Origin of the sequence: Desulfosporosinus sp. I2, from assembly GCF_000960765.1 — a bacterium.
Taxonomy (GTDB): domain Bacteria; phylum Bacillota; class Desulfitobacteriia; order Desulfitobacteriales; family Desulfitobacteriaceae; genus Desulfosporosinus.
This window is the reverse complement of sequence record NZ_JYNH01000003.1, coordinates 1-13,876: the sequence shown is the minus strand read 5'-3', so window position 1 is coordinate 13,876 and position 13,876 is coordinate 1. Positions and strand designations below refer to the sequence as shown.

The 13,876-nt window shown below is 46.1% G+C and carries 12 protein-coding genes; all 12 read left to right on the top strand.

Annotation, left to right across the window (positions count from 1 at the left end; genetic code table 11):
- The first annotated feature begins 16 nt into the window (after positions 1 to 16).
- Positions 17 to 1,354, top strand: a complete 1,338-nt coding sequence (locus UF75_RS01410; protein ID WP_045572816.1) for an MFS transporter — start codon at positions 17 to 19, stop codon at positions 1,352 to 1,354.
- 257 nt (positions 1,355 to 1,611) lie between these two features.
- On the top strand, positions 1,612 to 2,772 hold the full coding sequence (locus UF75_RS01405; protein ID WP_045572815.1) for an amidohydrolase family protein: 1,161 nt from the start codon (positions 1,612 to 1,614) through the stop codon (positions 2,770 to 2,772).
- A 36-nt stretch (positions 2,773 to 2,808) separates the two neighbouring features.
- Positions 2,809 to 4,287: a 4Fe-4S binding protein gene (locus UF75_RS01400; protein ID WP_045572814.1), complete on the top strand. Its 1,479-nt coding sequence runs from the start codon at positions 2,809 to 2,811 to the stop codon at positions 4,285 to 4,287.
- A gap of 18 nt (positions 4,288 to 4,305) precedes the next feature.
- A complete protein-coding gene (locus UF75_RS01395; protein ID WP_045572813.1) occupies positions 4,306 to 5,178 on the top strand; it encodes a hypothetical protein in 873 nt (290 codons plus the stop codon).
- Positions 5,165 to 5,743, top strand: a complete 579-nt coding sequence (locus tag UF75_RS01390; RefSeq protein WP_045572812.1) for an amino acid synthesis family protein — start codon at positions 5,165 to 5,167, stop codon at positions 5,741 to 5,743. Before UF75_RS01395 ends, UF75_RS01390 begins: the two co-directional genes overlap by 14 nt.
- Positions 5,744 to 5,785: 42 nt before the next feature.
- Positions 5,786 to 6,673 carry an NAD(P)-dependent oxidoreductase gene (locus UF75_RS01385; protein WP_045572894.1) on the top strand — a complete coding sequence of 296 codons (888 nt, stop codon included), beginning with the start codon at positions 5,786 to 5,788 and terminating at the stop codon, positions 6,671 to 6,673.
- A gap of 25 nt (positions 6,674 to 6,698) precedes the next feature.
- Entirely contained in the window at positions 6,699 to 8,120 is a 1,422-nt protein-coding gene (locus UF75_RS01380) for an L-serine ammonia-lyase, iron-sulfur-dependent, subunit alpha (protein WP_045572811.1), read from the top strand.
- 20 nt (positions 8,121 to 8,140) lie between these two features.
- Complete coding sequence (locus tag UF75_RS01375) at positions 8,141 to 9,367, top strand: aconitase/3-isopropylmalate dehydratase large subunit family protein (RefSeq protein ID WP_045572810.1); 1,227 nt, start codon at positions 8,141 to 8,143, stop codon at positions 9,365 to 9,367.
- Positions 9,351 to 9,857 carry a 3-isopropylmalate dehydratase gene (locus tag UF75_RS01370; protein ID WP_045572809.1) on the top strand — a complete coding sequence of 169 codons (507 nt, stop codon included), beginning with the start codon at positions 9,351 to 9,353 and terminating at the stop codon, positions 9,855 to 9,857. The genes UF75_RS01375 and UF75_RS01370 overlap by 17 nt, the downstream gene beginning before the upstream one ends.
- A gap of 33 nt (positions 9,858 to 9,890) precedes the next feature.
- The gene (locus UF75_RS01365) at positions 9,891 to 11,738 is read left to right on the top strand and encodes a cobalamin-dependent protein (protein ID WP_045572808.1); all 1,848 of its coding nucleotides are present in this window, start codon (positions 9,891 to 9,893) and stop codon (positions 11,736 to 11,738) included.
- A 1-nt stretch (position 11,739) separates the two neighbouring features.
- Positions 11,740 to 12,879 carry a PrpF domain-containing protein gene (locus tag UF75_RS01360; RefSeq protein WP_045572807.1) on the top strand — a complete coding sequence of 380 codons (1,140 nt, stop codon included), beginning with the start codon at positions 11,740 to 11,742 and terminating at the stop codon, positions 12,877 to 12,879.
- A gap of 38 nt (positions 12,880 to 12,917) precedes the next feature.
- Positions 12,918 to 13,876: glutamate mutase L (locus tag UF75_RS01355; RefSeq protein ID WP_045572806.1), on the top strand; the 959-nt coding region annotated here is incomplete at its 3' end.

The window sequence follows — 13,876 nt, the reverse complement described above, 5'->3', positions numbered from 1 at the left end:
AAGGGGGATTGAATTAATGAATATTTCGCAAAGATTGGATAGACTTCCGCCTACGCGAACCCTATGGACAGTTCTATTTTTAACCGGGATCGGTTGGCTCTTTGATGCTATGGATCAGGGTATGGTCGCGGGAGTAATGGCCACTATCGGTAAGGAGTGGCATTTAGTTCCCACCCAATTGGGATTATTAGGCAGCATCGGAGGTCTCGGAATGGCCATTGGGGCGGCAGTAGCCGGTATGGCAGCGGATAAATGGGGCCGCAAGAACATCATCCTATTTACCCTGGTAATGTATGGAGTGTTTAGCGGTATTTCTGGGCTAGCAACTAGTTTTGGCATGCTGCTGGTTCTTCGTTTTCTAACAGGTTTGGGACTGGGCGGCGAGCTACCGGTAGCCTCTACCTTAGTTAGTGAGTTCTCTCCAGTAAAAAGCAGAGGTCGCATGGTGGTTTTGCTTGAGAGTTTTTGGGCATGGGGCTGGATCATAGCCTCTTTGATTGCCGTACTTCTAATTCCCTTGTATGGATGGCGTGTAGCCTTTTTTGTCGGGGCAGTACCTGCCCTGTATAGTGCCTACCTACGGAAGGCAGTTCCCGAGTCCCCACGATTCTTAGAACAAAAGGGAAGGATAAAGGAAGCCGATGACATCGTAGCCAAGATGGAGCGGGAAGCAGGGCTAGCTCTACTTAAAGATGCTGAAAAAGATAGTCCTCAAGAAAAAAATAAAAATCGCGTAAGTCTACTCGACTTGTGGTCAGGGGCTTATCGACGCCGTACGATGGTTTTATGGATACTGTGGTTAGGAATTAACTTTGGTTATTATGGTTTCGTTCTCTGGATACCTTCGTTGATGATTGGAAAGGGCTTTGTTCTGATTAAGAGCCTGGAATTCACCCTTATCATGAGTTTAGCACAGCTGCCTGGATATTATAGTGCAGCCTATCTGATTGAGAAGATTGGGCGTAAAGCTGTTCTTGTTATCTACTTGGCAGGTACGGCCGTGGCGGCTTATTTGTTTGGTCAGAGTTCATCGCCGACTGAGATTTTGATTTTTGGTTCTCTCCTCTACTTTTTCAGTTTGGGAGCGTGGGGCGGCGTTTACGCTTACACACCGGAAATGTATCCCACTGTTGCAAGGGCAAGCGGATCTGGCTGGGCTGCAGCAGTTGGTCGGATAGGAATGATTGCAGCTCCCTATGTGGTGGGTTTGATCTATCAGACCTATGGTAAGGTTGTAGGCTACACTTATGTGTTTGGTATGTTAACGGCTGTCTTCGCTCTTGTTGCTCTAGTAGTCCTAGTTTTTGGAATTGAAACTAAGGGAAAAAGTTTGGACGAGATTAATGAATTTTAAAGAGGCGTTTTTAATATATACACACCGCATCAGTCTTAAAAATTACATTAATGGATTCCTCTTGGGTAAGTCCCATTCCCTTAATTTAGGGTAGCACCCGCCGCATCTATTTTCCCTAAAGTTTTGTGATATGCACTATTCGTTTCATTAATGAAACGAATAGTGCATTCTGGCCGGAATAAAATCCGCGAAGGAAGATAAGAAGAAAGCATAAAGCATAAAGCTCAAGAATTATGGGCGTAGAGGAGGGGTTCTTTATGGCGATTATTGCACTAGTAAACATTGGAATGATAGTAACAGGGGACATTAAACAACCGCTAAGTAAGGCAACTACGATGGTTGTTCAAGATGGAAAAATTGCTAAAATAGGGGACGCTGATATCCTAGAAGGTTTTAAGGTAGAAAAGACGATTGATGTAGTAGGGATGACGGTTACACCGGGCTTGATCGATTCTCATGTCCATCCGGTGATTGGGGATTATACCCCTCGCCAAAAAACGCAAGATTATCTTGATAGTGCCGTCCATGGTGGAGTAACAACGTTTATCTCTGCAGGTGAACCGCACTTTCCCGGACGTCCAAAAGATCCAGCTGGAACAAAGGCCTTAGCCATACTGGTTCATAAGTCCTTCAAAAACTTACGCTCATCCGGTTTAAAAGTTCATGGTGGGGCGGTAATTCTGGAAAAGGGGCTGGTGGAAGCTGATTTCGCCGAGATGGCCAAGGAAGGCGTCTGGCTCGTCGGGGAAGTTGGCTTGGGAAGTGTAAAGAAACCTGAAGATGCTGCGCCGATGGTTAAGTGGGCCAAAAAATATGGCATGAAAATAGCGATGCATACTGGTGGGACTTCGATTCCAGGAAGCTCAACAGTTACAGCGGATGATGTAATCGCTGTTCAGCCGACGGTAGTGTCTCATGTTAATGGTGGTCCTACGGCGATTTCTCCGCTCGAAGTCGAAAAATTGATTAACAATACAAATTTGGCGCTTGAGATTGTACAATGCGGCAATCCTAAGATCGCTGCATTTACCGTCCGTAAATTGGCTGAGAAAGATGCTTTGGACAGAGTCATCTTCGGCAATGATTCTCCTTCCGGCACAGGCATTATTCCGTTGGGAATCTTACGGACGATAAGCTTTATAGCCTCCATGTCGGATGTCCCTGCTGAAAAAGTCATCGCCATGGCTACAGGTAATACGGCTCGGGTCTTTGGTCTGGAGACAGGTCTTATCGCTGAAGGCAAAGAGGCTGACTTAGTCATCATGGATGCCCCCATAGGCTCAATAGGCAGTAATGCTTTAGAAGCGTTGGCAGCGGGTGATTTGCCAGCTGTGGCTCTTGTTATGGTCGATGGAGCCATCAAAGTTACAAAGAGTCGTAACACTCCCCCTTCTGAACGTAATTATTCTGTACAGTAATTTGTAGTTAATGGATGACAGGGAGGACTGAACTAAATGGCAGTTGTGATTGACATTGAGTTATGTAAGGGATGTGGCATCTGTAGCAAGGAATGTCCCAATAAGGCTATCCTTATTAAGGACAAAAAGGCTTTTATTCAAGATAGTTGTACCGGCTGCGGGATCTGTACTAGAGTATGCCCTTTCAACGCGGCTGCCAAGATCAGTGAAATTAAAGAAGGGGCAGTAAAATGTACTTCTTGCCCGGTACAATGCGAGATTTTAGAAGGATACACGGGAGCTTGCCAGCGCTATCGGAATGATGCAGGGCAGCTTATCCGTAACCGGAAATTAGTAACGGATGTTACTCCGGGAGGTCCACTGATTACTGCAGTTGGGGCTGGAACTGCCTATCCATGTTGCCGTCCAGCACCGTATATTGCTCAGGATACCGTTGATGGTGTAGAGATGGTTACCGTCGTAACCGAAGCACCTTTAAGTTACAGTGGGATTAAGGTTAAGATTGATACTAATTTATTTGTAGGTGAAGAAGGCGCTAAGGTTAAACGTAATGGCAAAGTTGTAGGGATGGTTGATACCGAAGAGTACGGTTCCAAAATGCTTTCCATTGGCGGAGCAAACCTTCTTACAGGCAACGATGGATTTATTGTTGCTCGAACCATTGTGGAAATTGCCAATAGAGAACGAGTGACGTTGAACGTTGAGAATAACACCCTGGAACTTCAAGTCGGGTGTCCACCAATTATTAACGGGGTAGAAGATACGAAGATGCGTGTTGGTTGCGGAAGTGCAACGATTGGTATGTTTGCTACAAAGCTCAAAGAAGTTGTTGATGAAGCGATTATTCTTGATCACCATGTGGTTGGCTTGCTCTCAGAACATATGGCTGGGGAAGCAGTCGGTATGAGCTGGAGCGGAGTCATTCCCAATGCCAGACGGAGTACGCGGGGACGTTACTTTGGGGAACATGGCCAAGGGTGGGGCGGAACAAATATAGAAAATCCAAAAGATGCTATTAAGTCGGTCGATATGTCCCGGGCTAAGCAAAGTATGAAGGTCCTTGTAACAGAGACCACTGGAAAAATGGCAGCTCTATTCGAAGTCCAAGTAGATGGTTCCGTGCTTGAAATACCGATGACCAATGAGGTTAAGAGTGCAGTTGATGCTATCCGCGATACGTGTGAAAATGCACGAGTTTCCGCTCTCTATGTTGGAGGAACTGGAGGTAGTGCACGTGCCGGAGTGGCGGTAAATCCACTTAAAGTAACCCAGGCTGTCCATAACGGAGAGGCATTATTAACCATCGGCGGTGCGGAGGTCTATGTGCTCCCTGGTGGGGGAATTAACTTCATGGTCGATGTTGAAAAAGTAGTTTCCAAAGCCTTTACTTGGGTTCCCACACCCGCTACGGTTGCTCCGGTAGAATATACAATGCCCTTGGAAAAGTATAAAGAAATTGGTGGTCATATCCAAGCGATCAAGAAGCTAAGTCAGATCGTCTCTCAAAAAGAGTAAGCGGGAGAAGGTGCGATAATGATCAATGTCTTAGCCGAAGATCGAGTATTTCTGGATTATGGCCCGGTTCAAATGATGTTAATGGCCAGAGTACATGGCCATGCAATGACAGAGCAACTGCAGGAAGCTGCAGAGTATGTGATGAGTATTCTGTCGGATATAGCTGAGGTTCAAAAACAAGCAAAAGATGTTTTAACGTTAGTTGAAGCGGATCTTAGGGCCTATCCTTTGCCTTTACGGTTGATGGTCGAGGCTGTGTTAGAAGCCGGAGATCGGACCTTAACACCCATGGCAGCGGTAGCGGGTACGTTTGCGGATTTAGCGGGCGACTGGTTGGTGGAAAAAGGGGCCTCAAAGGTCATGATCAATAACGGCGGGGATATTGCGATTAGGTTACTAGAAAAAGAAACGACGAAGCTGGGGCTGACACCGAGTATTGATTCTTCAGTGTATAGCCATATTCTTAACCTTTCTGCTGAAGATGGAATTGGGGGAGTCGCAACCAGTGGTTTGGGAGGGCGTAGCTTTACCAAGGGTATCGCCAGTGCCGTGACGGTTGTTGCGAAGACTGCTCGAGTCGCCGATGCCTGCGCAACGCTTATTGCTAATCATTGTTTTGTGGAAGACCCAGGCATTTTGAGATTGCCTGCAGAACAACTGGACCCGAATACAGACATACCCGGACACCTGGTTACAATCAAGGTTGGAGGCCTAAGCCTTGAAACTAAGAAAAAAGCTTTGGAAAATGGCTTGCATAAAGCCATAGAACTTAAGTCTCAAGATCGTATTCACGGAGCGGTGATCTTTCTTGATGACTTGGTGGTTATGATACCGGATAACTTGTGTCAAGCAGCAAAATTTGAAGGAGGAAATCAAGATGGAAATTCGTAAAATTGTAACGGTTGTTGAAGAAACTCATAAAGATGGCGAAAAGACTGTCGTTAAACCTACTCGTAAGGCGACTGCTATGGCCGTTATTAAAAATCCATTTGCAGGAAAGTACGTGGAAGATTTAACAGAACTGATGGAAATCGGCGAACAGTTGGGTTCAATGCTCGCTGAACGGGCAGTAAAAGCACTCGGAATTGCGAAAGAAGACGTAGAGAGCTACGGCAAGGGAGCTATTGTTGGCGAAAAAGGTGAACTTGAACACGCCGCTGCTATTTTACATCCTCGTTTAGGCAAACCTTTTCGGGAAGAGGTTGGAGGAGGTAAAGCGATCATTCCTTCCGCCAAAAAACTTGGCGGAATGGGAACGTGCTTAGATGTACCTGTACATTACAAAGATGCTGCGTTTGTGCGTACACACTATGATGCTATGGAAGTGAGAATTGCGGATGCACCTAGAGCGGATGAATTGGTTGTTGCGCTGGTTGTAACGGATGCCGGGCGTCCACATCCCCGAATTGGCGGTTTGCAAAAAAGTGAAGTCAAAGGTGAAGACGGGCTTCGATAGGGAAACGGCTGTATTGGATCTTTGGAGGGTAGGGGATTGACGTTGAAAGTAGGCTTTATCGGAATTGGTGTCATGGGAAAACCTATGGCCAAAAATATATTAGGTGCGGGGTATTCGCTGTTTGTCAATGATGTGAATGAATTAGCCGTTCAAGAGCTTGTTGCTGAAGGGGTAAAAAGGGTACAGAGTCCACGTGAATTAGCTCAAGAGGTTGATGTGGTTATCACAATGTTGCCGAATGGAGGGATTGTAGAGCAGGTCCTTCTTGGAGAACAGGGTATTTTTGCCGGGGCAAAGCCGGGATTTGCGATTATTGATATGTCGAGTGTTGCACCGACATTTACACAGAAAATGGCAAAACTGGCCATGGAACAGCAGATTGATTATATCGATGCACCAGTAAGCGGTGGGGTAAAGGGCGCAACGGAAGGAACGCTAACCATTATGGTGGGTGGCGAGAAGGAACCTGTGGAGCGCTATCAAGCGTTGTTGGAGGTTATGGGTAAGAAAATTTACCACGTGGGTAAGGTAGGAGCCGGAGATGCAGTAAAGATTGTCAATAACCTATTGTTGGGCGTGAATATGGCTGCAGCAGCAGAAGCTTTTGTCTTTGGAACAAAGCTTGGGCTGGATCCCAAAGTCCTCTTGGAAATTATTAGCGTTAGTTCTGGTAACAGCTACGCGCTCGCAGCCAAAATGCCTAACTTCGTTTTTAAAGGTCAGTTTGAGGCAGGATTTGCTATTGACCTCCAATTTAAAGATCTTGAACTAGCTGTCCAAACAGCTAAAGAGGCCAGAGTTCCGATGATGCTAACGAATGTTGCCCAACAGGTATTTGAGCAAGCGCGAGCTGCAGGGCTAGGGCGGGAAGATATTTCAGCCGTGATCAAACCACTGGAAGATCTGTTGAATATTAAAGTCAGAGTGTAAAACTTAAAAACTGGAGGTGAACCAAGTGGAAGAAATCATAAAACTAATTCAAGCAAAGGGATACCAAGTTGGAAATTTAACCATAGGCGAAGTTGTCGAAATCGCGGACGAGTTGAACTTAAGTGCCAGTGACGTTATTATCGCCGAGGGCATGTCCCAGAATGCTATGAATCGAGAAGAGGTTATCGATGCCGTTATCAACGCCTTTGCGCACAACCTTTATGCTGCGGAGGTGGGCATTACTTCTGGTTCGAGTTTTTTACTTGGTAAAGCACCTCAAGAATTAGCTTATAATGACTTTTCTCATCGCTTATTTGAGGATGACCTCATCAATAAGATACTCGTTTATACTCTAGCCGCTCAAGTTGGCAACCATTCTTGCGGACTGCAGCCCTGTGCTGGAACAGGGGATTCTTGTACTTACACCGGACTTTTTCGTGCACTGCAGGAGATCATTGACGATAAAGAAGAATTGGCACGAATCGTATCTGTGATGCTAAAGGTGGGAACCATCTTCCGCGCGGGTAAAACATCCACAGGCTGCAATATGGAAGGCTTCGGTGCCGGCGCTGCCGCTACGGCAGCAACCTTGGTCGAATATCGCAAAGGACAACCAAAAGCGTTGGCTAAAGCAATAGTTTTGGCGTTATCTCCAACGATTGGTGTACCATGCACTCCCCGGGTAATGGTATCAGGACTATGCGCCACTCATATCGGTGGTGGCGTGGTTATTGGCAATTTGGCAGCAAACCTGGCAATGCATACAAATATTCCAGTCGATGTACCTGTTGACGTCATGGTTGCCATGGCAGCAGCAGTACACCCGGTTTCAGCGACGCACATAGTTCCTGTAGTTAACGAGTATATGCAACCTTTCTTTAAAACGAACCTTGAGGTTGAATACTTCGTAGATGATTTAATCAAGGAAAAAGAAAAGACAAACATTGAAGTGACTATGGACAGGGCTTTAAAAGAAGCTCGTACGCTTGCTGAAAGAGCTAATTCAATCGTGAAACCTTTTGGCGAAGCAGTGGTTGGGGGAAGTAGCCAAGCGGTAGGATCACCGACCAATACTGGCCGTATTGCGCATGCCTTGGCGAAAGGGGAAATCACTGGAGTTAAGATCGAATTGTATGCGGAACTGTTCGCGCGTCGTGGAATTAACGTTCCGGGAATTCTTATGGCTGCAGTCTTGGGGGCAAGCACAGATGATGGTAAAGCCTATCGGGAGATCATGCAAAGAGTCCGGGAAAAAAAGATAAAGATTGACATCGTAAAAGTGGATGAGCCTCAGATGCAAAGGATTACTGTCTCCGCTACTGAGCAAAGTTCAATGGTCGAAGCCTTAAATAGAGGAGGCGCTCGACTGGTTCTTAAAAATGCCAAACCGTCCCTGGAAGAAGCTTGCATGGTGGCAAAACGGTTAGGAATTGTTCTCGTTGATTGATCGAACGGAGGAGAAGTAGAGTGAACCAAATAGAACGATATTTGGCAATCGCGGCAGGCAAAGAAGAGGTTCACGCTGGTGATGATATAACGGTAAATGTTGATCTTGCTATAGCCCATGATATTACTGGGCCCATGGCAGTTGAACAATTCAAGAAGATTGGCATAGGTCACGTTTTTGATGCGAAAAAGGTGGTCTTTGTCCTAGATCATATTATGCCAGCAGCTACGGTAGAGGCCAAAGTATTGCACAATGTTCTCCGAGAGTTCTCCCTGGAATACGGAGTTAAACTTTACGACAAAGGAGAAGGGGTTATTCACCAAGTTATAGCCGAAAAACACCGTTTGAAACGAGGTTCGATCTTAATCGGTGCAGATTCCCATACATGTACTGCTGGTGCTTACGGGGCTTTAGCAATTCCAGTAGGTGCTACTGAATTAGCAGCTACTATGGCTACAGGTACAATTGATTTAGAGGTGCCAGAGGTCTGTGAGATTCGTATCGACGGGAAGCTACAGCCTGGAGTTTACGCTAAGGATGTTATCTTACACTTGATTGGATATTTTGGGACTGCAGGATTCACCGATCAAGGAGTTATCTATACGGGTAGCTTAATGGATCAGCTAACTATGGATGATAAAATGACGATTTCCAACATGGGTATCGAGATGGGGACAATGATTAGTTATTTTGCAGATCCGGACCAACCCGTTGGAACGGTCAAAGAAGTTTATCCCTTCCAAGCTGAGGCTATTCCAGCGAGTGTAGCTTGCCCTCCCAATCCCGGCATTGTAGTCAGAGCATCTGACCTCTCTTCAACCAAGATATCTCAAGTTGTCATTGGAAGTTGCACGAATGGACGATTAAGTGACATGTTAGTAGCTGCTGAAGTGCTTAAGGGGCGCAAGGTGGCTGCTGGCGTTACTTTATTGATCATACCCGCTTCAGTAGATATTGCCCAGCAAATGGAGGATCAAGGGTTAAACCGAATCTTCCGTGAAGCTGGAGGTATGATAACCAGCCCAGGATGTGGTCCCTGTTTCGGCGCTCATATGGGACTTTTAGCTGCGGGGGATGTTGCTGTATCTACAACGAATAGAAATTTCCCCGGTAGAATGGGTCATCGTGACGGAAAGGTATATCTGGCATCCCCTCGCCTGGCAGCAGAAAGTGCGATTGCTGGAACAATTGTAACCCCTGGCATGGTGGTGCCTTTAGGAGGTTTAGCCGATGAGCTGGAAAAGTAAGATACATGGTCGAGTTTGGAATTTGGGTAGTAATATTGATACGGACCAGATTTTCCCTGGCTATGCAATGGCTGCTCCCGCAGACAAATTTAAGGAGTATGCGCTTGCTGGGAGCGAGATTCCGGATTTTGCCAGGAAGGTACAGGCTGGAGATGTTATCGTAGCTGGCGAGAATTTCGGCTGCGGTTCGAGTCGGGAGCAAGCACCAGTCGCTCTGAAGGAAGCAGGTGTCGGACTAGTAATCGCTAAATCCTTCGCTCGGATTTTTAGGCGCAATGCGATAAACATTGGTTTGCCGGTTCTGGTATGTGACATGGAGCTGCAGGTGGAAAATGGACAGGAAATTGAGGCAGACCTAGTGTCAGCTGAAGTTACAATTTGTGCGAGTGGTGGGAAAATCAGTGGAACTATTTTAGCTTCCAGCGTTTTGGAGACGTTAGAAGCAGGTGGGCTTATTGCCAAAGTTCGAAATCAATTGAAAATTTTATGATATCTTCCCGTAAAAGTTAGGAGGAAGAAACTAATGCAGGAAAAAACCAAGCAGATTATTACAGAAGACTATGAACGAGTTCAAGCTTACGAAAAGGTTTTTGGGGTAGAAATGCCTAAAATGGGCCAGGATGGTTCGATTACCGGTTTGCCAGCTCCCTTTCCCCGAGTCGTTAATGGAGTTGAACGCAGTGGTTACCGAATAACGGAATTGGGGCGCCTTGCAGCCTGGACGGGTATTCCTGCACAAAACCCCATTTTGGGCCGTAATTCTGCTGAAGAGACTTATCAGGAATCAATAGCTATGTATAAAGTAGCCGAGGAACTTAACATAGATCTCTTCCATTTTGTGCATTCTGAAGCCACCCGGCACATTGATCCTTTAGACGGGGCAGATTTGATTGAGCAGTCCCGGGGTAAGGGTGGCATTACGCCAGCTGGAGAGCGTCAATTCATAGAACTGGGTGGTGGAGCAAACCATCCTCTACGTATCAATGCTACCGGGGATACACCGCACTTATCCATTATTAATTCCCTGATTGCCGGCTTCGATGGTACAGATATCGGACCCGTTATTCATGTTCATTTTGGTGGACGGGGTATTCATGATTATAAAACGAAGGTCTTTAACGGGTATAAAGCACTGCAAATCTGTGCGGAAAATAATATTTTTGTCCAAACAGATTCCCATAAACACCTCAATAATATTGGTGGAACGGACGGTATGGCCCTGGCGATGTGCTTATTAGCTGAAGGCCTAGCAATCCATGCTGGATTACCCAGTGCACTTAGCGGTATCCAAATGAATGTAGCAGGAATCAATTTACTTGCTGACTTGGCCGTCATGAGGGCCTTTAAGCAACTTATGTGGAGTGAGTTTCTGATTGTCGTCCCTGAGACATTTCAGAACCCTCCGGCTGATCTGATTGCCGAGCAAGCTCACTTTGCCCGGATGGCGATCAGTGCCAAATTAGGTGGAGCAAACTTCTATCGGCCAAAAGCAGCGGAAAACGTCGGGATTCCGACGGGAGCATCAATGGCTAAGGCGATTTGGGCCACACAAAATGTCTTTGAGAATATCGCTTCCTACGAAATCAAGGATCCTGCCATTGATCGTCGACAAGCTGAAATAGTTACAGAGGCTTTAGCTGTTTTGACGAGCACATTTAGATTGTCTCGGGAGTTAAGTCCGGAAGAAATCGGGCCGGATTTTTGGCTAAACTATAGCGATGAAGAGCTGATCGATATCATTGTCGCTGCTGGAAAAAAAGGCATTCTCGATGCACCGAGAGCAGCTGCCTGGGATCTAAAACGGGGGGTAAAAACCCACCGTGGGAAAGACGGGATTCGCCGCTATATTCCGGGTTATGGTCCTGTTGATGTCCCTGTGGATAAAATGTCCTATACCACTGAGAAGGTTACAGTGGAAGATGAGAAGCCTATTTCTAAAAAGGAAAAGATACTTTTAGCGACTGTCGGCGCGGACGCTCATGTGGTAGGGATTAACGTTATTCGTGAGGCGTTTGAGCAAGCAGGTTATGAAGTGATCTATTTACGGGGAATGAATCTACCTGAAACCGTGGCTGAAGTCGCTGCAGAAACCAAAGCGGACGTGGTTGGGGTCAGCAATCTCTTAGGTTTAGGTTTAACGTTATTCCCGCGTGTAGAAAGGCGCCTTAAGGAACTCGGAATCAGGGATAATGTAGTACTCATGGCCGGAGGACGGATCGCAGAGAAAGAAGAGGAACACGCCCTGATCGAACAAAAAATGAAAAACGAAGGAACCGATTTCTTAGGAGTCGAAAGTTTCTTTGGTCCTGGTACTGATCCACAAGATGTCATTAGGTGGGTAGAAGAGAGAATGAACGAAAGAAGGAAATAGTATGACGGAGCAACGCAGGATACGATGTGCTATTTTAAGGGCGGGGACGAGTAAAGGGATTTTTATAATGGAAAATGACTTGTCATCAGATGCACTTAGAAGGGATCAAGAGATCTTGGCTATCTTTGGTAGCCCAGATGTCAGGCAAATTGACGGCTTGGGTGGAGCAGATCCTCTAACAAGTAAGGTAGCCATTATTGGTCCTGCTACACGATCTGATGCCGATGTCAATTACACGTTTGGCCAAGTGAGTATCGGAACGGAATTGGTTGATTTTTCCGGAAACTGCGGGAATATATCTTCAGGCGTGGGTCCTTTCGCAATCGACGAAGGTTTAGTAAGGGCTGTCGAACCGGTCACAAGGGTTCGCATTCACAATACAAATACTGGTAAAATTTTGGTTGCTGAGGTTCCTGTGAAAGATGGTAAAGCCAAAGTAAGCGGCGACTATAAAATCGCCGGAGTTCCAGGCACTGGAGCAAAAATCATGTTGGACTTTGCTGGTACCGCTGGTTCCGTAACTAATAAGATGTTACCGACTGGGAAGGTTGTAGATGTCCTGAATATTGAAGGTTTTGGCACCTTAGAGGCTTCAATTATTGATGTCGCTAATCCGATGGTTTTTGTACGAGCTAAAGATTTAGGGCTTACAGGGATTGAAACTCCAGCTCAAATTAACGCAAATAAGGAAATGCTGGATTTGTTAGAAAAAATCCGTGGGAAAACGGCAGCGATGATCGGAATGGCTAAAGACGAAGCAGATGCTTTGAAAAATAGTCCTGCCTTTCCGATGATTGCTTTTGTCAGTGAACCACAAGATTATGTCGACTTTACTACGGGCAACGAAATTGGGGCTGATCAAGTTGATTTTGTATCCAGACTCATGTATATGCAAGTGATGCACAAAACCTATGCAGGTACAGGGACGACTTGTACCGGGGCAGCAGCGAAAATCCCAGGTTCGATTGTAAACCAAGTGACCCATTCCAAATCTCCACTTGTTAGAATTGGCCATCCAGCGGGTGTTATTGATATCGAAGTTGAAGCTAAAGAAGACGGAGACGGGATTAAGCTTGAAAGAGCGGCCTTTGGCCGTACTGCTCGCCGCATTATGGACGGTTATGTTTACATTTCAAGATAGCTTAAGGAAAAAATGGGTTGCCAAGGAAGTGAAGTAAAATGCCTCAGGTTGACCTTTTAGTCTACGATGTGGGAAGCACTTATACCAAGGTATCGGCATTTAATCGTTATGGGACCAACTTAACGTTTATCGGTCGTTCCCAAGCTCCAACGACAGTGGAAAACATCGAAATAGGACTTATCAATGCTTGCCATAATCTCGCGCGTGATCTGCAGTGGACAGAGGTGATTTCCTCCCGCACGTTAGCAACGAGTTCTGCCGCAGGGGGGCTGCGGATGGTTGCGATGGGTTATATGCCCAGAGTTACAGCGAAGGCTGCGAAAGAAGTAGCGATGAGTGCCGGTGCTCGGGTATTGGAGATTATTTCCCATGAGACCCCAGTTGATTTTCGCTTAGAGGTATTACATGAAATCAAGCCCGATATTATTCTCTTAGCCGGTGGGACAGATGGTGGCGATCAGGATTCTCTGCTGGAGAATGCTGAAGTGATTGTTAACAGTAAGACGCATAGTGTGGTCATTATCGCCGGAAATACTGAAGCTCAACCAAAAGTAGAAGAGATTTTGAAATGTGGCGGGATATTCACGATTCGAGTACCTAACGTTATGCCAACGATCCATGAGTTGAAAGTCAAACCAGCTCGGGAAGCTATTCATCAGGAATTTATTCGGCAAATTACTAGGGCTAGAGGTTTAGGGCGCTTACTAGAAATAGTCTCTAATGGACGGGTTATTCCGACACCTGGTGCGGTGCTGATGGGGACAGAGCTCTTAGCGCTTGGGACTCATCAAAAAGAGGGTTTTGGCAATATCCTAGTTATAGATATTGGTGGGGCAACAACGGATGTCCACTCCGTTTTACCGGATTTAGCAAACCTAACTAAAGAGGAAACGGGCTTAGTTGTTTCGAATGAGAGGCAGTTATCTTACAGAACGGTCGAAGGTAACCTGGGATTAAGGGTGAGTGCTACAGGTATCGTGGAAACGGTTGGAGCAAG

Coding starts and splice junctions, on each gene's coding strand:
- UF75_RS01410 (WP_045572816.1), top strand. CDS start 17: ATGAATATTTCGCAAAGATTGGATAGACTTCCGCCTACGCGAACCCTA.
- UF75_RS01405 (WP_045572815.1), top strand. CDS start 1,612: ATGGCGATTATTGCACTAGTAAACATTGGAATGATAGTAACAGGGGAC.
- UF75_RS01400 (WP_045572814.1), top strand. CDS start 2,809: ATGGCAGTTGTGATTGACATTGAGTTATGTAAGGGATGTGGCATCTGT.
- UF75_RS01395 (WP_045572813.1), top strand. CDS start 4,306: ATGATCAATGTCTTAGCCGAAGATCGAGTATTTCTGGATTATGGCCCG.
- UF75_RS01390 (WP_045572812.1), top strand. CDS start 5,165: ATGGAAATTCGTAAAATTGTAACGGTTGTTGAAGAAACTCATAAAGAT.
- UF75_RS01370 (WP_045572809.1), top strand. CDS start 9,351: ATGAGCTGGAAAAGTAAGATACATGGTCGAGTTTGGAATTTGGGTAGT.
- UF75_RS01365 (WP_045572808.1), top strand. CDS start 9,891: ATGCAGGAAAAAACCAAGCAGATTATTACAGAAGACTATGAACGAGTT.
- UF75_RS01360 (WP_045572807.1), top strand. CDS start 11,740: ATGACGGAGCAACGCAGGATACGATGTGCTATTTTAAGGGCGGGGACG.